The following is a 19,160-nucleotide window of genomic DNA, read 5'->3' on the forward strand; positions in this document are numbered from 1 at the left end:
AGCAAAACAATATAAGTCGTCTATTATTATGAAAAAAATTTTACTGTTATCGATATGCTTGTTAACCTTCACATTTGGGTTTTCTCAAACTGAAACAATAACAATCCCATGGGATTTTTTCTCTGTACCACCATCTGATCCAAATTTCCCTAGTGGAGCAATGTTTGATACAAATATTGTTATAGAAGTGGGTGATACTGTTGTTTGGGATTGGTTGAGTGGAGGACATAATGTCAAGAGTGACGGTGAATCGGTTGAGAGTTTTGGAACACCAGGCGGAGAGTTTGATACTTTTCCTACTGGATACACTTACGCTTATACTTTTACGATAGTTGGAACTAGTAATTTTATATGTGCTCCACATGAGACTCTTATGTATGGGAGTGTTTCAGTAGTTCCAGAAGGAACACTGAGTGTTTCTAGTTCTAATATTACTAGTTTTTCAATATCTCCTAATCCTGCTAGAAACAGCTTTACTCTAGATTTAGGATCACTAAATAACAATGTAGTTGTTGAAATTTATGACGTTTTAGGTAAAAAAGTTTTGAACAGAAAAGTAAATGCAATAGCAACTAATTTTGATATTTCTCATTGGAATAGCGGTTTGTATATTATCAAAATCTCTTCGGAAAAGACAGTTTTAATGAAGCGTTTTGTAAAGCAATAGTTTATTAAGATATTATATTTTATAAAGAGAGTCACAAACAAATGTTTGTGGCTTTTTTATTTGTCTGTGTTTAGCGAAAATGACTTCTAAAGAACTGAATATTACCATTAATTTTTTGATGCTAATTTTAGTAAGACTGAAAATATTGATAATTTGGAATCATTTTTGCTATACTTTTTATAGTATCATAATAGATTTCAATAGAAAATAAGAGACTATGAAAACAATATTACTTTTTTTAACATGCTTATTAATATCTGCTGCGGCACTATCACAGGTTTCTGCTAATCAGGTGGATGATTTTGAAGATGGTACAACTCAAGATTGGATTATTGGAAATCCAAGCGGAGCGGCTTCACCACCTGTAAATGTTGCTACAGAGGGACCAGATGGCGTAGATGACAATTACCTAACATATACTTCAACTCCTCCAGAAACAGGTGGAGCAGGTAGTAAAATGATTGTATTTAATGCGGCAATACAATGGTCTTCAAACTTTACAAGTGAAGGTATCGTTGCTATTAAATTTGATGTTAGAGTGTTAACAAATGATTTAAATTTAAGAGTCGCATTTCAAGGACCCAATGGGAAACGTATTTGTACTACTAATGCTGTTAATATTGTGGCAGGTTCTGGTTGGCAATCTATCATCATACCTATTTCTGCTTCAAATTTTACTGCAGTAGGAGGATCTGGTGCTGTATCTATAAGTGATGCTTTAGCTGCTGTTAATACAATGAGAATTTTAAGTAGTGATACACCTACATGGACTAATCCAGATACTGTAGTTGCAACTATTAATTTAGATAATATTACTGCATCTACAACATTAAGTACACAAGAGTTTACCTCAAAAAACGAATTTGAGATTTCTCCAAATCCAGCAATATCAAAGCTAAATATTAACTTGTCTCAAAACTTTGATCGCACAGATATAATCGTATATGATATTTTAGGTAAGAAAATATTCTCTAAAAAATTAAATGGTTTGTCATCTCAGATTGATGTTTCAAAATGGAACTCAGGAGTATACCTTGTTCGAATTTCAACAAACAAAAAGACACTTACAAAACGTTTTGTAAAACAATAATAATCAAAATTCTATATAAAAGCCTATCAACGATAAATTGATGGGCTTTTATTTTAGTTAGAATTCAAATTCAAAGCATATTTCAATGTCTTCGGAAATTTTAAGACTAGAGTTCTAAGCATTTAAATGTAAAATATAACAACTTTAGTAAGAACTCCGTACGTTGTATAATCAAGCCTATGTCAGAAAAGAAAACTTTTATTAATTGGATAGCTAATAGTCGCGTTTAGCTTAGTTTTTTAAACAACGTATTCCAGAACCTAATAAGATTGAATTACCGAAGAAATCCATTGTATCTTTATTGATACTCAAAACTTTTCTTGTTTGATCAAAATTATTAGTTGTCGACGAAGCGAGATTACATATGGCTCCTGCACCAGCAGCACTGCCTAAATTAGTGCAATAACCATTAGGTAAGGTATTAAAACCAAAGTCATCTGTACCGTTTCCAAAAAAATCACTCCAGCCAGAGATAGATTTTAATGCTGTGTCTTCATTGTTCATAAAACCGTTTGCTGATACATAGTTTTTTAATTCTATAAAATCTTGTTCACTTGGGATCTTCCAACCCGTTGGTGCTAATTTACCTGATTTAATAGCTGCCTCGTTATAGAGGGTGCCATAATAGTCAAAAGGTAAATCTTCTTCTATAGCATTACTTAAGTCTGATGTATCTGCCCATTGAAAAAGCGGTACTGTTTGATTATCCATATTCCAATCATTTCCAAATTCTTCAAAGGTGTATTCTGTTATTGGTGTTCCGTCACTATAGGTTGTCGTTTTTAAATTTTCAACCATCCATGTTTGGTTTCCTATCACTATTGTATTGTAAATGTTTCCATCAATATCAGATACTGTTTGTATTTGGTTTCCTATAGAATTGCTTTCATCATCTGAGCATTGGATGAAAAATAGTGAGATTAAGATATATGAGGAAAATTTAATTATTTTTTTCATGGCCTTTTATTCCAAAATATAAAGTCAAATACGACTAGTATATTTGACTTTATAATTACAATTATTGCTTCACAAAGCGTTTTGTTTCAGTTTGATCACCATTAGAGATTTTAATGAGATATAAGCCACTGTTCCAGGCAGAAACATCAATTTTAGATGAGTTCCCAGATTCTAATATTTCAGAAATTATTTGTTTACCGAGAATATCAAAAATTTCATATGTTACATTAGTTGGACTATCATTTAATTCAATATGTAATATCGAATTTGTTGGGTTTGGATATACATTAAAACTTGAAGATGTATCTAACTCGTCAATACTTAGTAGTGTGTCCCAGAAGTTTACTCCAAAGTCTGTCACTGTGCCATTAAACTCATATGGAGCAGCAACGTTTATAAAAGTTCCTGCAGTCCAAATCCCTTTAGAAACGGCTACACTTTCGCGTCCATTTGGAGAACTTCCCCACTGTGTGAAATCTAACATATTGGCTGCAACACCAAAGTTACCTGTTGGTAGATACAGCCCTAAATCTGCTGCAGTATCGTTTAAGTAATTTGGAATAGATACGGTTACTTCTGCATTAGGATTAAGGTTAAATGAACCGCTAACTAAGGTTGTCTGAGTGGACAATGTGCGATACCCAAATAAAGAACATAGTCTATAGGTTCCAATATTTTCTGTTGTAGTACCAAAATTTTTGATGGTTACTGTGTCTGCAGTGGGATCAACTACTAATAATTTAAATTGTTGCGCATTTACATGCTGCCCTAAGAAAGATGTAAATAGTAGTGTGAAGACTGCTTTTAAAAAGTAATTTGTTTTCATGATGTTTTGTTTATTTAATGATTAAAATTTATGCCATTTGCAATGGCTTTTTTGTTTTGGGTAATAAACTGCTTCAACTTTTAGTGTTAAAGCAGTTCATTGTAAACGCAATTAAGAACAACAACGAACTAATTAATTCCCTTTTTTTTCTTTTTCAACCTGTGTTGTTTTTCAAACTATTTTAATAATTAAAATGGTTTTAATCGCAAGTATTTCTATATCGTAATCGGTCTTCGTCACCAATCCTTAAATCAATTTTTGTCAAGCTACTAGTATTAATTTCTTGAAGCCTCCAGTTATTATTACAGTATTGAAGTGCAGGTATATTTATGAGTACTAAAATATTATTTGCTGTACCAGTAGTAGACCATGTTCCAGTTGCAGATGTAGAATTCCAGAAAGCGCTTACTGTACCGTCTATATAAAAGTTAAAATCATAACCATCATAAATAGCATCATAATTAAAACTGTTTTGTCTTGTTTTATCGACATACCAGTTTTGACATCCAGTAAGGAGATTTATTACTAATTCTTGAGTACAATGGTCACAATCGTCATCGTTATAATCAAAATCATCATCTTCATCACAAGTGTTTTGTTCATTCTCTATCGTTGTTTCAAGTTCGGTAAGTGAATTAATTTGTAAGGATTCACCGTTTGCTATTAATACAGATATAGGGAAATTTATACTCGTGATATCATTTGTGTTTATTCCTTCAATGAAACTATACAATTCATAGTCATTAGTGAACGTTTCCGAAGACAATAATTCATTATCGAGATTGAATTTTGAAGCAGAAAATGGATATATAAAATCAATACATTCTATATCATCGTCACTTATGTTCTCACCATTACAACTATTAGCTCTTGCCGTTAGTTCTTCCAAATCATTGATGATTACTTCTGAAAAATCTGAATTCACTATAGTAATAGGGAACGTAATCTCTACAACATCAGTGTCATCATAGTCTTCATCAAAAATGGATTCTACTAAATAATAATCATTGGTACTATTTATATTGACCGGAATTGAATTTGCTTTAACATTTATAGGTAGTTTGATATTAAAACAATTAGCAAAATCTAAAATGTTGTCATTAGAACCATCATTAGCTGCGGTGCGTTGTATAAGGCTCGCGACTACTGAGTTGTTTTGTATAAGGTCCTCGGGAGGTGTTTCAATAAATTCCGTCTCCTCAGATCTACAAGAAGTAAAAAACAGCACTAATAAAAAAAGTAAAATTAGAGTTGTTTTAGTCGTTGTTTTCATGATTTTGCATTTGTATATTTCTAATGCTATTTTATATATAACAACTCAACTTTTAAAACTCCTGAATAAAAAATAAATATTTTTCTACCTTTAGAATCTAAAACCGTCAACTTGCCGAAAGATCTAAACGAAAATATATGCGAAGCCAAAGTTTTCGAGCACGTATATAATACGTATTCAAAAGATGTTCATAATTTCTTGTACTATAAATATGGTGAACAATTTAATCCTAAAGATAAAGTACAAGATGCATTCATTAAACTATGGGTTAACTGTAAAAAAGTGACCTTGAGTAAAGCGAAATCGTTTCTATTTACTGTAGCAAGTAATATGGTGCTCAATGATATTAAGCACCACAAAGTGGTACTCAATTATCAAAGAGTCATACCACAATCCCATACTAATGAAACACCAGAGTTTCTTTTAGAGCACCAGCAATTTTTTGAACGTTACAAAAAAGTACTTGAAAGTTTAAAAGAAGAACAGCGGGTTGCTTTCTTATTGAACAAGGCAGAAGGAAAGAGTCATAGTGAGATAGCTGATTTTTTGGGAGTGACTAAAAAAGTTGTCGAATACCGCATTTATACCGCATTTGGTGTTTTTAAAAAAGAATTAGAAGGGTTTAAAATAAAATAATCAGGAGTTTTAAAAGTTGAGTTGTTATATAGAGAGAACATTTATTTATGGATAAAGAAGACCAAATCAAAAAATGGTTAAATGATGAGTTAACCCCTAATGAAAAAAAACTATTCGAGCACGGGGAAGATTTTTTATTCTATCAAGCAGTCATTGATGGAGGCCAGCAATTCAAGGCTTCAAATTTTTCTGAGCCCAAATCTTTCAACGATTTTAAATCGGCTTATGAAACTAAAAATGAAACGGCGAGAAGATTAGATTGGTTTAAGCCTATGCTTAGAGTCGCAAGTATTTTAGTTATTACTTTAGGTGTGTATTTTACTTTTTTCAATAACAATGTCACACAAGTGAAAACACTTGCTAGCCAAAAAACAACCATAGAACTTCCAGATCAATCTAAAGTAACTTTAAATGCCGATTCAAAAATAGAATTCAGTACTAGAGATTGGAAGAACAATAGAAGTTTAAACCTTAGTGGAGAGGCTTATTTTAAAGTGGCTAAGGGTAAAAAGTTTGATGTAATTACATCTCGAGGTAGCGTTGCTGTTGTTGGTACAGCGTTTAATGTTAAGCAACGTGACAGCTATTTTGAAGTACAATGCTTTGAAGGTATTGTTAGTGTCACTTCGGGTACTCATACAAAGAAGCTTTTGGCTGGATATACATTTAGAATTTTAGATAGTTTGTTCTCTCAAGATCATATTATGATTTTAAAACCAAAGTGGGTATCTAATAATAGCACATTTAAGGCACTTCCTTATAAAACAGTCTTATCTGAGTTAGAACGTCAATATGATATTGAAATTTTTGTAAAAGATGTAGATACTGAGCGTTTGTTTACAGGAGGTTTTATGCATGATAATATTGAAAATGCATTGATATCTATTACGCAACCTATGGATTTAGCTTATAAAATGAATGCTTCAAATGACGTTGTGATCTATGGCAGTAAAAAATAAACTATATTTTTTATCGTTCTTTTTTTTAATCTTTTCTTTTGAAATATATGCTCAGAAGACTCAATCTGAACTGCCATTAACGCAGTTGCTTACTACTTTACAGAGTCAATATAGGATTCAGTTTAATTATGCTCAAGAGACACTTGAAGGTATTAAGATTATTCCTCCTTCTAAAAACTTAACTCTAAATGAAGTGTTGTCTTATCTCGAAATGAATACCACATTTTCATTCCAAGATTTGGACGGTACTTTTATTTTGGTGGGTATAAGGGACAATACTTTTGATTTACAGCAATTATCTCAAATCGTATTGTCTCAGTATATTGTTAAAGGAATTAATAAATTAAATAATGGTTCTTATAAAATTGATTTTAAGCAATTTGATATTCTTCCAGGTTTAATAGAAACAGATGTATTACAAGCAGTACAAGCATTTCCAGGAATTCAAAGTATCAATGAAACAGTATCAGATATTAATATTAGAGGTGGTACTCATGATCAAAACCTCATACTATGGGACGGCATTAAAATGTATCAATCTGGCCATTTCTTTGGTTTGATTTCTATGTTTAATCCTCAAATCACTCAGCGTGTTAGTGTACTTAAAAATGGAACAGATACGAAGCTCACAGATGGTGTTTCGGGAACAATCGCTATGGAGACAAGTTCTAAAATTAATGAGACGTTTAAAGGTAGTGTAGGTTTGAATTTTATTGATGCGAATGGTTTTGCAGATATTCCTTTGAGTGAAAAATCCTCAGTACAGGTCGCTGTTCGAAAATCAATTAGTGATTTTGCTGAAACGCCAACATATACCAATTTTTTTGAACGTATAGCTCAAGATACTGAAGTTGAAACTAACGCCAATGATATAGTGAACTCTGATCAAGAATTTGATTTCTATGATACGTCTCTGCGTTGGATTTATAATATTTCTAATAAGGACCAATTGCAAGTCAATTTTTTAACTGCAAATAACCAATTGCGATTCAATGAAAATTCCTTAATTGATGAAACCGAAAGGTCTCGTCAAAGTAGTTTAAGTCAAAATAGTATTGCTGGTGCGTTACATTATAAAAGAGTGTGGAATGAGACTTTGCAAACGACTTTTGAAGCCTATGAGACTGATTATGAATTAAAAGCTATTAATGCTAATTTAGTTGATCAACAAAGGTTTCAACAAGAAAATGTAGTATCCGAAACAAGTGTAAAGTTTATTGCTAATTATAAGATGAATGAGCAGCTGCAGTTTTTGAATGGTTATCATTTTGTGGAGACTAAAATCACAAATTTAGATGATGTGGATAACCCTCGTTTTAGATCTTTGATTTCTGAAGTTTTAAGAACTCATGGTTTATTTTCACAATTAAATTATAACTCGTTAAATAAGAAAACAAGTTTAACTTTTGGCTTACGTTATAATTATTTAGATAAGTTTAAAAAGCACATTCTTGAACCCAGATTTTCCTTTACCTATCAGTTTCTTAATAATTTCTCATTTGAGGTCTTAGGAGAGTTTAAACATCAAAGCACCTCTCAAGTTATTAATTTTCAGAATGATTTTTTAGGTATAGAAAAGCGACGATGGCAATTATCTAATAATGAAGATATTCCAGTTATTCGCAGTAAGCAAGTGTCTTTAGGGTTAAGTTTTAGTAAAAACGGTTGGCTGCTAAGTGCAGATACGTATTATAAATATGTAAAGGGGATAACGACTCAAAGTCAAGGGTTTCAAAATCAATATGAATTTATAAAAACCAGTGGTAATTATGATGCTTTAGGTCTAGATTTCATTTTGAGAAAACAGATCAAAAAGTTCACAACTTGGTTGAGTTATTCTTACTTAAAAAGTGAGTATACTTTTAATGCTTTACCAGAACAAACGATGCCTAATAATTTTGATATGACGCATGCGATTACTTTGGGAGCTAATTATACTCTTGAAGACTTGAAACTTTCTGCAGGATTGAATTGGCACTCTGGACGACCAATAACGCAACCAGTTTCCGGTAATGACATCAGTGATAATGCTATTAATTTTGAAGCAACTAATTCTAGTAATTTACAAGATTATTTGCGAGTTGATATTTCTGCAGTATATGCCATTGGACTTTGGGAAAATACGAAAGCAGATTTAGGTATTTCGGTCTGGAACGTTTTAAATAAAAACAATCAAATTAATAATTTTTACAGAATTAATGATAACTCTGTAAGCGAAACGATGCAGAGTTCATTAGGGATCACACCAAACGCGGTATTAAGAATTCACTTTTAATGATCTGGTAGTTCAATTTTCACGCGGTATGTACTTAAGTCATCAAGGTAATCAATATGTGAAAAATCGGCACTGTCAAATTCTATTTGTCTGGAACGTTTGGTGTCGATTCGTTTAATCGCTTTTAAAAAACGTTTGACTTCGCTTTTATCATTAACAATTAATCCAGGAACTTCAGTAGAATTGCCATCATCATCTTTAGCAACCATTGTAAAATATGACGAGTTGCAGTGCTTTATTATTCCAGTTCTTATGTTTTCAGATTCTACGCGAATCCCAACAACCATAGAGGTGCGACCAACGTAATTTATAGAAGCTTTCATGGTAACGAGCTCTCCAATTTCTATGGGATTTAAAAAATCAACGGTATCAACAGATGCTGTGACACAATACGTTTTTGAATGTTTAGACGCACAAGCAAATGCAATTTGATCCATTAGGTTTAAAATATAACCACCATGAATTTTACCGCCAAAATTAGAGTGTGATGGTTGCATTAATTCTGAAATGCTAATTCTTGAAGAGTCTATCGTTTTATAAGTCATGAGCTTTAATTTCTAAAATGTGGAGATGATTCTTGCTCGACTTCAGTGATGAAATATTTGGTATCACCTAGCCAAAAGAATGTGCCTAAACGCTCAATATAGGTGAGTTTAACATATTGCCCTTGAAACTTTTTTAAATTTTCTATAACCTCGCCATTTTTGTCTAAAACTGAAAATGAGAAAATTTGAGCTCCAGATATTCCTTGACTCATTTCTCCTTCCCAAGTTTTTACGAGTAGTCCTTTGCTGCTAAATTTTATTAATTCCCCAGAGCGATATCCTTCACTATAGGGTACAAAATAAATGATAGCATAATAGATACCAAGAGCTGCAATTACTCCTATGCTAAGTGCACCTAAAAATTTTTTCATAATGTTTCGTTTTTTTCGGAGAGCTCTTTTTTGAGATTTAGATATTATTCTATGTCGTCATCATCATCATCATCATTATTGGCTCTTTTTATGATAGCTTCTGGTAATGATTTTTTGGCTTTAGCTCCTAATTTTTTAATTTTTTCAACACTCGTTATAAGGTTTCCTTTTCCTTCAACTAATTTATTCATCGCAGAAGAATAATCTTTTTTAGCATCATCAATCTTTTTTCCAACACCTGTTAAATCTTTAACTAAACCTTCAAATTTATCATACAATGCTCCAGCTTGTCTGGCAATTTCTATCGCATTTTGTTGTTGCTTTTCATTATTCCACATGCTATCAACGGTTCTTAAAGTTGCTAGAAGGGTAGATGGTGTAACGATGACAATATTTTTCTCAAATGCTTTATTATATATCGAGTTATCTGCATTAATAGCGACTGCAAAAGCAGGTTCTATTGGGATAAAAAGTAATACAAAATCTGGACTCTCTATATCGTATAAGTCTTCGTATTTTTTTTCGGACAGTTGGTCTACGTGCCTTCTAATAGAATTGATGTGTGCTTTTAGGAAAACCTCTCGTTCATCATCTTCTGCATTAACATAGCGTTCGTAATCGGTTAGAGATACTTTACTGTCAATAATCATTTTTTTGTTGTCTGGTAAGTGCAAAACAATATCTGGTAACACTCTTGTGCCGTCTTCTCTGGTGAAGTTTTGTTGCACAAAATATTCTCTATCTTTTTCTAATCCAGATTTTTCAAGGACACGTTCCAGTACTAGCTCTCCCCAATTACCTTGCATTTTACTGTCCCCTTTTAAAGCTCTAGTTAAATTAGTAGCTTCTTTTGTCATTTGTTGGTTGAGGTCTTTTAAGCCTAGCAACTGTTCTTTTAAAGCAGAGTGCATGCTAATACTTTCCTTCTGGGTATCATCTACTTTTTTCTCGAAAATTTGAATTTTTTCCTGTAAAGGATTCAATATATTTTTTATGTTTTCTTTATTCTGAAGGGTGAATTTTTCAGACTTTTCATCTAAAATTTTAGTAGCTAAAATCTCAAAATCTTTTCTTAATTGTTCTTGACGGATTTCAATTTCCTCATCACGTTTTAAGTTGTGTTCTTGAAGGTTTTCATATTCAGCATTACGTCTTGCTAGATCTTTATTTAAACGGTCTTTTTCTTTTCTAATCTCCTCGCGTTCGTGTTCTGTTTTTGAAATAGTTTCAGAAAGTTCTCCCAACTTGGTATTGAAGTAAGAATCTTGTTTTTCATTTTCAGTTTGATGAAAAGTTTTCAACTCTTGTAATTGTTGAGCCAAATTAGAGTTGCGTTCTTCTAAAGTACTCTGTTCACTTTTACTTTTCAGTTTAATAAAAAGCATACCTAAATAGGCACCAATCGCTGTGGAAACAAGTATCGCTAAAATGAGAATAAGGCTGTCGTTCATAGAGAGAATAGAAATTTTTTCAAAGATAAATGATTTGTCGAAAGATTTAGGATTGTAATAAAAAGATATGTCTAATTTTCTAAAACATAAATCTCACTAATTAAACGCTTGATGTCTTGATCTTTTGTACCATCATAAATACCACGAATCTGTTTCTCTTTATCTATCAATATAAAATTAGGCGTGTGAATAAAATCTTGTAGGCCACCGTCACCTTGCTCAACAACTGCAAAATAACTTTGACGGGCTAATTCATAAATATGTTTTTTGTCACCTGTAGTGATATTCCATTTCGAATCAATAACACCTTTGTTTGTTGCATATTCCTTAAGTACCGAAACACTATCTATTTTAGGAGTAACAGACAAGGATAGAAACATGATATCATCGTTGTCTATAAATTCCTCTTGAATTTTCGTCATATTATCCGTCATTATAGGACAAATACTCCCACAACGTGTGAAAAAGAAATCTGTAACATAAATTTTATCCTTGTAATTGTCTTGAGTGATGACTTGTCCGTTTTGATTGATGAGTTCAAAATCTGAAACCCTATGATTTTGGGTTTTGTTTTGAAGGTGTTTGTCTACCAATTCTGGATTAAAATTTGAAGGATTGTAAATTGGTAATGTATTAGTTGGAAATAGATACGAATAAGAAAAGTAAAACACCAATAACAGCAAGGTTATGATGAGTATAGCTGTAAATCTATTATCTTTTAATAGGGACATATAATTAAATTATAAGAGTTTATAAAAAACGGATTACCATAGTTTTTAAAGTACGGAATCGTCTATATCTATATCTGCATCTTGCCAAGCGTTATCAAACTCTCTTTTAATAATAATTGCTTCTTCGTTTTTTCCTTGAGCCAAAAGACTCTTATATAACCCCATTAGAGACCATCCATTTTGTCTAAGTATATCTAAGTCTTCTCGGTAAATTTTTTCGGCAGCTTCGTAATTCTCAGTATCTAATAATATAGATCCTAGGTTTTGTCTAGTAGGAATATGCCATGCAGCAGGTTCTGTGTACGTTAATCCATCTTCAAAGACTACTGCTTTCTCGAGATGTTCTATGGCTTTTGGTAAATTTCCTTTCAAAGCTTCTAATTCTCCAGAAACGACTTCAAAGGCTATATTAGCTGCATGAATTGAATCATTATTTGCCGTAGCTATTAAGGTTTCTAATTCTGGATCATTTTTAAGAATCTCTATAGCATCTAATTCTTCTTGAGCTTCGTTGATATTACCTTTTCTTATAAAAGCAATTCCCCTTGCATAATGGCGCATAAGATTGAGATGCTTAATTTTTGAATTAGGAGCTGGAATGGTTAAAATTTCATTCCATTTACCAAATCTAGTATATGCTAACATTGGTGTAGATGCAAAATCTTGTAAAAAGGTCATTTCTAAAAATTCGCCAACTGGTACTTTTTCTGCTGTTTTTTTTGCAGCATCAATCGCAATGTCACTAGCGCCTAATAAGCTCGCTGAGGACCATAAAAAGTGAATGTTATGTGGGTAGTAACCAAGCGGATAGAGTCCTTGAGCAAAACATTGAGAGATGTAATCCTCGTCAGCTAAAATTGCTTTCTGGTTCGTAATAACGGCATCTTTATATCGTCCAACTCTAATATATATGTGAGATGGCATGTGTACAATATGTCCAGCTCCAGGCATTAGAGAAGCTAATTTGTCAGCACTTTCAACGCCTATGTCTGGATAAGGAAGTTCTACCATGTGAATATAATAGTGATGTCCACCAGGATTTTCTGGTTCAAGCAACATGGCTTTCTCAAGAGCAGCTTTTGCTTCTTTAATGTTTGGTGACGGATTTCCGTCACTATCCCAATAATTCCAAGGAACAGTATTCATAACGGATGCAGCATACAAAATTTGAACATTAGCATCATCTGGGAATTTCTCTATGGTTTTAGCCATGGCATGCATATAGTTCATATTCAATTCGGCAATATCTGCTGTTAAATCTTCACTATATCTAGCAGATAACGCAGCTATGAGTGCTTGTTCTTTCAAACTTGATTTTGATGACAATTGTAGTGCTTTAGCTAGTGCCTCATTAATTTTAATTTTGCGTTCTTCAAGGGGAAGTGGGTCGTTTATATTTGGTCCTAGAGTAAAGGCTTGTCCCCAATAGGTCATTGCTGCACTGGGATCTAATCGCGACGCCTCCATAAACGAACGATGCGCTTCAGCATGGTTAAAGGCGTATGATAATTTTAAGCCTTGATCAAAAAAAGCTTGAGCTCTTTGGTTTTTAGTGCTAATTGAAAAATGAAGATTTCCAAGATTGTCAAAAAGTGGCGAAATCTGTTTTGTAGTATCAACATCTTCTAATAAAAATTTTGCAGATGTACATTTTATAAAATTCATTGCTAGTCTAGGCGCTGGCGGTGGTGTTTCTTTAAAAGGTTTATGAAATGTAAAATAAACCAGCACTGCTACTATAATACCTGATAAAATAATGTTTGCTCTTGATTTCATAATCTATTGTTTAAATATTATATAGCTCGTTTTATATATGTTTTTGCTTCCACTAATTCTCTACGATTACTATTACAATCTATGGCAAAACTGACATGTCCAAATTGAGGAGTACCACAAAGTAAAATCTCTCCTCTTTTTAAATCGAGTGATGCAAATGCTGGGTTTGGTTGCGGAGTATTGTCTTTACATGAAAAAACAAATAAGACTAAGACTATACATGTCACTTTAAGTAATTTCATCTCTTAATGATTTTGAAGAATTCGTTAAGATTAAAAACGGTTTATAAAAAAGTGGGGATTGAAATTTTTTTAAAATCTGATTTTTAATATTTTAAATGTAGTCTAAAATAGTAAGATTAAGAACGTTAATTGTCATTTTTTAACTCTAAAGCTTCCCGTCTTTTGATCAAAACCAATCAAATCGTTAGGGAATAAGGTTTCAAAAATACCTTGTTCTATCAAATGACATGGTGAATCTGACACAACTTTGTCATTAGTCATGACAATGATGGTGTCACATAATTGAATAGCTAAATCGATCTCATGCGATGAAAATAGAATCGTTTTATTCGTGTCTTTTGCTAATCGCTGTAATAATTTTAAAATATAGGCTTTATGATACATATCCAGATGTGTTGTTGGTTCATCTAGAATAATCAAATCTGTATCTTGAGCTAAAGCCCTTGCAATCATTGCTTTTTGAAGCTGTCCATCACTTAATTCAAAACATTTGCGGTGCTTTAAGTCTGAAAGATTAGTTTGGTCTATGGCTTTATGCACTGCGGAAATATCTACCTCAGATAAATTGCCAACCCAATTGGTATAAGGCTGACGACCCAAAGCAACGAGTTCTTCAACTGAAAGATTTTTAGACATGAGTTGCTCTGTCAATACCAAACTCATTGTTTTAGCTAATTCTAAAGCAGTATAATTTTCAAGAGGAATATTGTTTATTGCTATGAGACCTTCTAGAGGCTTTTGAATCGTACTCAAGGTTCTTAATAGTGTAGATTTTCCAATGCCATTTGCTCCAACAAGACCAATGAGTTCTCCTTTTTTCAATTCAAGGTTGATGTTGTCTGTGATAACAGTTGCTGCTTTTTTGGTTTGGTAACCAATAGAAAGGTTCTTAGTTTTTAGGATGTTATGTGTGTTGCTTTCTGTCATTTAAAACACCATTTTACGTTGTCTTACCAATAACCAAACTACTACAGGAGCGCCAATTAAGGATGTAATTGCATTAATTGGTAATGTATAATCACTTGATGGTAACTGTGCAATACTATCACAAATTAGCATTGCGATGGCACCAAATAAAAATACTGCCGGTAATAATATTTTATGATTGGACGTATTAAAAATTTGTCTGGTCATATGCGGAATTGCTAATCCAATAAAAGCAATTGGTCCTGCAAAAGCAGTAATGGTTCCCGCTAATAAACTTGTAGCGATGATGATAATGAACCTGCTTTTTTTAACGTTTAACCCTAAACTTTTAGCATAGTTTTCTCCAAGTAAAAATGTGTTTAATGCTTTTATAGAAAAAAGAGCTAATAGGAGGCCAAGGAGATAAATCAAAAAGAAAATAAATAGTTCATTCCAAGAGAGGTTGCCCAAACTTCCAAAGCCCCAAAATATATATTGTTGTAATTGTTCTGCAGAACTAAAGTAGGCGAGAACACTTACTATTGCCGCTGTAATGCTACCAAACATTAATCCAATAATTAAAATAGCCATCGTATCTCTTACTTTAGAAGATACAAGCAACACAGCCAACAAAACAAGAAAACTTCCTAAACTCGCTGCAATAACAATACTCCATTTTGATATCAATATACTCGCAAAAACACCTCCAAATAATCCAGAACCTAAAATAACTAAGGCTACGCCTAAACTGGCTCCAGAGCTAATCCCTAAAACGAAAGGTCCAGCTAACGGGTTGCGAAATAAGGTTTGCATCAATAATCCTGAAATCCCTAAACCAGAACCAACCAAAATGGCTGTAAATGCTTTAGGCACTCTATAATCCTGAATAATATATTGCCAAGATTCATTCTCTGAATGTCCAAGAACACTATAGAATACCTCTGTAAATGGAATACTCACAGAACCTAAACTAATATTCACAACAAAGCATAACATTAATAGCAGTGCCAAAAGGATAAATGAATAAGTATGTTTTGTTGTCATGTTTTATAAAGACCTCACAGGTTTCAAAAAGCTGTGAGGTCTAGTCTAATAATTAATTCAAAGGCTTAAAAAACGTCGTTTCGTAATCTTGCAACAATTCTGGATGACAAATTTTTATCATATCCTTAAGTACTAAATCTGGTCTTGCCATTCCCAATTCATAATAGGTAACACCTCCAGTTTCACCAGTAGTGTTAGCAAATGTAAAAATCTTTTTATCTTGAAATGCACTAAACTGGGTATAATGAACATTAGATTTCTCTAAAGCCTCGTAGCTAGGATAATAGGATGGACTCAACCATAAATCGGTCCTTTGAGCTTTGTCAAAAACAGCTTCAAAACTTAAGGCAATACTGCCTGTTTCTTTAGTCTCGCTCCATAAATAATTGGCATTTGCATCATTTAAAAATTGAGCTTCTGCACTTGTTCCATTAGGTAAATACCAAACATCTTTATACATAGCTCCGCATAATACTGTTGGTCTTGAGGCTGCATTTAAGGCAATTTTTTTAGCTTCTAGATAATCACTTTCTATATGATTAAAAATAGAATCAGCTTCTTTTTCTTTGTTATACAGTACTCCAAAGAACTTGATCCATTCTGCTTTGGCTAAAGGTGATTTTTCAACCCAATCACCATTATAAATTACAGGTATTCTAGCTTTTTGAATAGTCTCCATACTTTTATTTGTACCATCAACTCCAAAAGCGACGACAAGGTCTGGACGTAATTCTAATAAAACTTCAGTATTAATACCTTCGTTTTTCCCTAATTCTCTAACGTCACCATTGTCTATTCGCAGTCTTGTTTTTTTTGAAGACACATAATCGGTGCCAGGAAACCCAACTAAGGTTTGCTCAACACCTAAAAGCTCTAATGCAGCAATATGAGTTGTAGATGTTGTAACTATTTTTTGAATAGGTGTAATGATGATGCCATCATACTCATCTTTCAAGAAGGATGTTTTAGCAGCTTCTTCGGCAGAAATTAATACATACTTAAATTCTTTTTCACTCTTAGGCCAAGGGTTTTTTATAAACAGTAACTCATAATTTGATTTTTTTTCAATTGAAAATCCGTCGGCATAACGGTTCAAGTCCGGGATGTCGAATTCAGATAAATCTAAATTAATTCTCTTGTTTTCTTTGCAAGAAAATAGGAGGATGGCAATAAAAATGAACGTATATCTCAATTTCTAAAGTTTTAATATTTCAAAAGTAATATTATTTAAAGTTATGAGTCAATCATTAAACAAAATGTTTACTTTTGCTTTGAATTTTGGTTTGACTTAGTCGCAAGAATTTTGTTTTAAGAACTTTTATAGGTCACAAAACAAGTCTAAAAGGACGTTGTCAATTAAAAGGGAATCTGGTGAGAAAATAATTTTCAAGTCCAGAACTGTTCCCGCAACTGTAAGTTTTATGCCCAGATTGACTGGGTGTCTCATAAAAGAGTTATTGTTTTCTTCAATACCACTGGTTTATACTGGGAAGGTGAAGCAATAAAAAAAAAGTCAGGAGACCTGCCAGATTTCTTAATCAAAAATGACTTTCGGGAGAAAAGTCTTTGAGGTATGAAACACATAATTCTATTTTATTTTTTACTGCTTTTTTGCAGTTTGTCTTGGTCACAATCAACTTTGGATTCCATTCAAAAGTTGGATGCCGTGGTGTTGAGTGATGTCAAGTTAAAACAATATGCTAAAGGCTACAAGTTGACTGTATTGGGCGATTCTATTTTGAGAAAAAACAGAACCTCACTTACAGATGTACTCAGATTTAACTCTAATATTTACTTTAAAGAAAATGGCTATGGGATGGTGTCTTCGGCTTCTTTTAGAGGAACTAACGCATCACAAACTGCTGTGATTTGGAATGGAATTAACATCAACTCTCAGCTCAATGGTCAAGTTGATTTCAATACGATATCTTCTGCTAATTACGATAATATAAGTATTAGAAGTGGAGGCGGAAGTGTGCAATATGGCAGTGGAGCAATTGGTGGTACGGTTCACTTATCTAATGATTTAGATTTCAAAACTCATTTTGACAACCATGTACAAGTTGCTTTTGGGAGTTTTGATACACAAAATATTAATTATAATGGATCCTTCGGAAATGGGAAGTGGTCAGCAACTATTGGTGCAGCTTATGTCAGTTCTGAAAATGATTACCCCTTTTTAGGGACCGATCGCAGAAACGAAAATGGTGCATTTGATAATTTAGATTTGAATCTTAATCTGGGATATATTATATCTGATAAAGACGTCCTTAAATTATACCATCAAAATTTCAGAAGTGATCGTGAGTTTTCAGCAACCTTATTAGCGCCTTCCAATAGTAAATACGAAACTCAAGAGTTTCGCAGTATGCTAGATTGGACGCGTATTGGAAATAAGTACACGTCCATATTCAAAGCAGTTCATTTACTGGAGCAGTTCAAATATTTTGAGAATAAGAGTTTAGATACTAATTTTTCTGAAGGTAAAGTGAATACGTTTTTAGTAAAATACCACTATAAACACGAGTTTTCTAAACGTTTAGTGCTAAGTGTTATTTCAGATGCTAGCCATATCACAGCAAATGGAAATAGTTTTGCAAACCCAAATCGAAATACCTTTTCTGCAACTGCAATTTTGAATCATAGACCAACAAAAAAGCTACAATACAATTTGAATGTGCGTCAGGATGTGATTTCAGATTTTGAAAGTCCTTTAGTATTTTCTGGTGATGCGAGTTACCAGTTTTTAAAATGGTACGCTCTTAAATTTAATGCCTCTAGAAACTTTAGAATTCCAACATTTAATGACTTGTATTGGAATCCTGGTGGCAATTTGGATTTAAATCCAGAAGAATCATATCAAGTAGATGTAGGTCATGAGTTTGCTCATAAAGAGGTTACCTTAAAACTCAATACCTACTATATAAAAACATCAGATTTAATCCAATGGCGACCAAATAGCACATCGGGTTACTGGAATCCAGTAAACGTTGCCAATGCAAAACATTACGGACTAGAAGCCGAAATTGGCGTCATAAAAACCTTCAATAAACATACATTAAATTTTTCAAGTGCCTACTCCTACACAGAGACTGAAGATGTAGAAAAAAAGCAACGTTTGTTTTATGTGCCACTGCATAAAGCAAATGTGTCTTTAGCTTACAATTACAAAGCTTTTACTGCTTTTTATCAGCACCTATATAACGGAGAAGTCGAAATTATCGGTAATACCCTAGAGGGTTTTGATATTGGTAATTTAGGAGTCTCCTATAATTTTAATACCACGGGTAAATTGGAGTATGAGGCCAATTTCAGAATAAATAATATATATAACACCTATTACGAAAACGTAGCATTGCGACCAATGCCAAATAGAAATTTTACTACCAATTTAACACTTAAATTTTAAAA

Annotated in this window: 18 protein-coding genes and 1 riboswitch; of the genes, 6 read left to right on the forward strand and 12 right to left on the reverse strand. The window is 32.8% G+C overall.

Features of this window, described 5'->3' with window-relative positions:
* Window positions 1-28 precede the first annotated feature (28 nt).
* Together H593_RS20270 and H593_RS0116355 are read left to right on the forward strand one after the other, a co-directional pair.
* The gene (locus H593_RS20270; RefSeq protein WP_051229795.1) at window positions 29-667 is read left to right on the forward strand and encodes a T9SS type A sorting domain-containing protein; all 639 of its coding nucleotides are present in this window, start codon (window positions 29-31) and stop codon (window positions 665-667) included.
* Between the two features lie 217 nt (window positions 668-884).
* Window positions 885-1,757 (forward strand): T9SS type A sorting domain-containing protein, encoded by an 873-nt coding sequence (locus H593_RS0116355; protein ID WP_028873399.1) that lies wholly within the window; start codon window positions 885-887, stop codon window positions 1,755-1,757.
* A 231-nt stretch (window positions 1,758-1,988) separates the two neighbouring features.
* Here the strand turns inward: H593_RS0116355 and H593_RS0116360 are convergent, their stop codons facing one another.
* From H593_RS0116360 to H593_RS0116370, 3 genes are all read right to left on the reverse strand, one after another.
* Window positions 1,989-2,714, reverse strand: coding sequence for a fibrobacter succinogenes major paralogous domain-containing protein (locus H593_RS0116360; RefSeq protein ID WP_028873400.1), 726 nt, complete (start codon window positions 2,712-2,714; stop codon window positions 1,989-1,991).
* Window positions 2,715-2,775: 61 nt separating this feature from the next.
* The gene (locus H593_RS0116365; protein WP_028873401.1) at window positions 2,776-3,540 is read right to left on the reverse strand and encodes a T9SS type A sorting domain-containing protein; all 765 of its coding nucleotides are present in this window, start codon (window positions 3,538-3,540) and stop codon (window positions 2,776-2,778) included.
* A 199-nt stretch (window positions 3,541-3,739) separates the two neighbouring features.
* Entirely contained in the window at window positions 3,740-4,813 is a 1,074-nt protein-coding gene (locus H593_RS0116370) for a hypothetical protein (RefSeq protein WP_028873402.1), read from the reverse strand.
* 111 nt (window positions 4,814-4,924) lie between these two features.
* On the opposite strand from H593_RS0116370, the gene H593_RS0116375 reads away from it, so the two are divergent.
* Genes H593_RS0116375 through H593_RS0116385 form a run of 3 tightly spaced genes read left to right on the forward strand, consistent with a single transcriptional unit; the run spans window position 4,925 to window position 8,683 of the window.
* Window positions 4,925-5,449, forward strand: coding sequence for an RNA polymerase sigma factor (locus H593_RS0116375; RefSeq protein ID WP_028873403.1), 525 nt, complete (start codon window positions 4,925-4,927; stop codon window positions 5,447-5,449).
* A 47-nt stretch (window positions 5,450-5,496) separates the two neighbouring features.
* On the forward strand, window positions 5,497-6,408 hold the full coding sequence (locus H593_RS0116380) for a FecR family protein (protein ID WP_028873404.1): 912 nt from the start codon (window positions 5,497-5,499) through the stop codon (window positions 6,406-6,408).
* Window positions 6,392-8,683 carry a TonB-dependent receptor plug domain-containing protein gene (locus H593_RS0116385; RefSeq protein ID WP_028873405.1) on the forward strand — a complete coding sequence of 764 codons (2,292 nt, stop codon included), beginning with the start codon at window positions 6,392-6,394 and terminating at the stop codon, window positions 8,681-8,683. The genes H593_RS0116380 and H593_RS0116385 overlap by 17 nt, the downstream gene beginning before the upstream one ends.
* Here the strand turns inward: H593_RS0116385 and H593_RS0116390 are convergent.
* The 9 genes from H593_RS0116390 to H593_RS0116430 form a co-directional block, all read right to left on the reverse strand.
* On the reverse strand, window positions 8,680-9,228 hold the full coding sequence (locus H593_RS0116390) for an acyl-CoA thioesterase (protein WP_028873406.1): 549 nt from the start codon (window positions 9,226-9,228) through the stop codon (window positions 8,680-8,682). The genes H593_RS0116385 and H593_RS0116390 overlap by 4 nt on opposite strands.
* A gap of 5 nt (window positions 9,229-9,233) precedes the next feature.
* Entirely contained in the window at window positions 9,234-9,599 is a 366-nt protein-coding gene (locus H593_RS0116395) for a hypothetical protein (protein ID WP_028873407.1), read from the reverse strand.
* Between the two features lie 44 nt (window positions 9,600-9,643).
* A complete protein-coding gene (locus H593_RS0116400) occupies window positions 9,644-11,050 on the reverse strand; it encodes a DNA recombination protein RmuC (protein WP_028873408.1) in 1,407 nt (468 codons plus the stop codon).
* Between the two features lie 71 nt (window positions 11,051-11,121).
* Entirely contained in the window at window positions 11,122-11,781 is a 660-nt protein-coding gene (locus H593_RS0116405; RefSeq protein WP_028873409.1) for an SCO family protein, read from the reverse strand.
* A 45-nt stretch (window positions 11,782-11,826) separates the two neighbouring features.
* On the reverse strand, window positions 11,827-13,557 hold the full coding sequence (locus H593_RS0116410; protein WP_028873410.1) for a tetratricopeptide repeat protein: 1,731 nt from the start codon (window positions 13,555-13,557) through the stop codon (window positions 11,827-11,829).
* Window positions 13,558-13,574: 17 nt separating this feature from the next.
* The gene (locus H593_RS0116415) at window positions 13,575-13,799 is read right to left on the reverse strand and encodes a hypothetical protein (RefSeq protein WP_028873411.1); all 225 of its coding nucleotides are present in this window, start codon (window positions 13,797-13,799) and stop codon (window positions 13,575-13,577) included.
* A gap of 132 nt (window positions 13,800-13,931) precedes the next feature.
* On the reverse strand, window positions 13,932-14,726 hold the full coding sequence (locus H593_RS0116420) for an ABC transporter ATP-binding protein (protein WP_028873412.1): 795 nt from the start codon (window positions 14,724-14,726) through the stop codon (window positions 13,932-13,934).
* Window positions 14,727-15,749 carry a FecCD family ABC transporter permease gene (locus H593_RS0116425; RefSeq protein WP_028873413.1) on the reverse strand — a complete coding sequence of 341 codons (1,023 nt, stop codon included), beginning with the start codon at window positions 15,747-15,749 and terminating at the stop codon, window positions 14,727-14,729.
* 52 nt (window positions 15,750-15,801) lie between these two features.
* The gene (locus H593_RS0116430; RefSeq protein WP_028873414.1) at window positions 15,802-16,941 is read right to left on the reverse strand and encodes an ABC transporter substrate-binding protein; all 1,140 of its coding nucleotides are present in this window, start codon (window positions 16,939-16,941) and stop codon (window positions 15,802-15,804) included.
* A gap of 125 nt (window positions 16,942-17,066) precedes the next feature.
* A riboswitch (cobalamin riboswitch) is annotated at window positions 17,067-17,293 on the forward strand.
* A gap of 29 nt (window positions 17,294-17,322) precedes the next feature.
* On the opposite strand from H593_RS0116430, the gene H593_RS0116435 reads away from it, so the two are divergent.
* Window positions 17,323-19,158: a TonB-dependent receptor plug domain-containing protein gene (locus tag H593_RS0116435; RefSeq protein WP_028873415.1), complete on the forward strand. Its 1,836-nt coding sequence runs from the start codon at window positions 17,323-17,325 to the stop codon at window positions 19,156-19,158.
* Window positions 19,159-19,160: the final 2 nt, after the last annotated feature.

Source organism: Psychroserpens burtonensis DSM 12212 (assembly GCF_000425305.1).
Lineage (GTDB): Bacteria > Bacteroidota > Bacteroidia > Flavobacteriales > Flavobacteriaceae > Psychroserpens > Psychroserpens burtonensis.

What these genes read in the sequence shown, in the direction of transcription:
- H593_RS0116390 (WP_028873406.1), bottom strand. Translation starts at nt 9,228, where the DNA reads ATGACTTATAAAACGATAGACTCTTCAAGAATTAGCATTTCAGAATTA.
- H593_RS0116360 (WP_028873400.1), bottom strand. Translation starts at nt 2,714, where the DNA reads ATGAAAAAAATAATTAAATTTTCCTCATATATCTTAATCTCACTATTT.
- H593_RS0116370 (WP_028873402.1), bottom strand. Translation starts at nt 4,813, where the DNA reads ATGAAAACAACGACTAAAACAACTCTAATTTTACTTTTTTTATTAGTG.
- H593_RS0116425 (WP_028873413.1), bottom strand. Translation starts at nt 15,749, where the DNA reads ATGACAACAAAACATACTTATTCATTTATCCTTTTGGCACTGCTATTA.
- H593_RS0116355 (WP_028873399.1), top strand. Translation starts at nt 885, where the DNA reads ATGAAAACAATATTACTTTTTTTAACATGCTTATTAATATCTGCTGCG.
- H593_RS20270 (WP_051229795.1), top strand. Translation starts at nt 29, where the DNA reads ATGAAAAAAATTTTACTGTTATCGATATGCTTGTTAACCTTCACATTT.
- H593_RS0116400 (WP_028873408.1), bottom strand. Translation starts at nt 11,050, where the DNA reads ATGAACGACAGCCTTATTCTCATTTTAGCGATACTTGTTTCCACAGCG.
- H593_RS0116380 (WP_028873404.1), top strand. Translation starts at nt 5,497, where the DNA reads ATGGATAAAGAAGACCAAATCAAAAAATGGTTAAATGATGAGTTAACC.
- H593_RS0116405 (WP_028873409.1), bottom strand. Translation starts at nt 11,781, where the DNA reads ATGTCCCTATTAAAAGATAATAGATTTACAGCTATACTCATCATAACC.
- H593_RS0116420 (WP_028873412.1), bottom strand. Translation starts at nt 14,726, where the DNA reads ATGACAGAAAGCAACACACATAACATCCTAAAAACTAAGAACCTTTCT.
- H593_RS0116415 (WP_028873411.1), bottom strand. Translation starts at nt 13,799, where the DNA reads ATGAAATTACTTAAAGTGACATGTATAGTCTTAGTCTTATTTGTTTTT.
- H593_RS0116395 (WP_028873407.1), bottom strand. Translation starts at nt 9,599, where the DNA reads ATGAAAAAATTTTTAGGTGCACTTAGCATAGGAGTAATTGCAGCTCTT.
- H593_RS0116385 (WP_028873405.1), top strand. Translation starts at nt 6,392, where the DNA reads ATGGCAGTAAAAAATAAACTATATTTTTTATCGTTCTTTTTTTTAATC.
- H593_RS0116435 (WP_028873415.1), top strand. Translation starts at nt 17,323, where the DNA reads ATGAAACACATAATTCTATTTTATTTTTTACTGCTTTTTTGCAGTTTG.
- H593_RS0116365 (WP_028873401.1), bottom strand. Translation starts at nt 3,540, where the DNA reads ATGAAAACAAATTACTTTTTAAAAGCAGTCTTCACACTACTATTTACA.
- H593_RS0116410 (WP_028873410.1), bottom strand. Translation starts at nt 13,557, where the DNA reads ATGAAATCAAGAGCAAACATTATTTTATCAGGTATTATAGTAGCAGTG.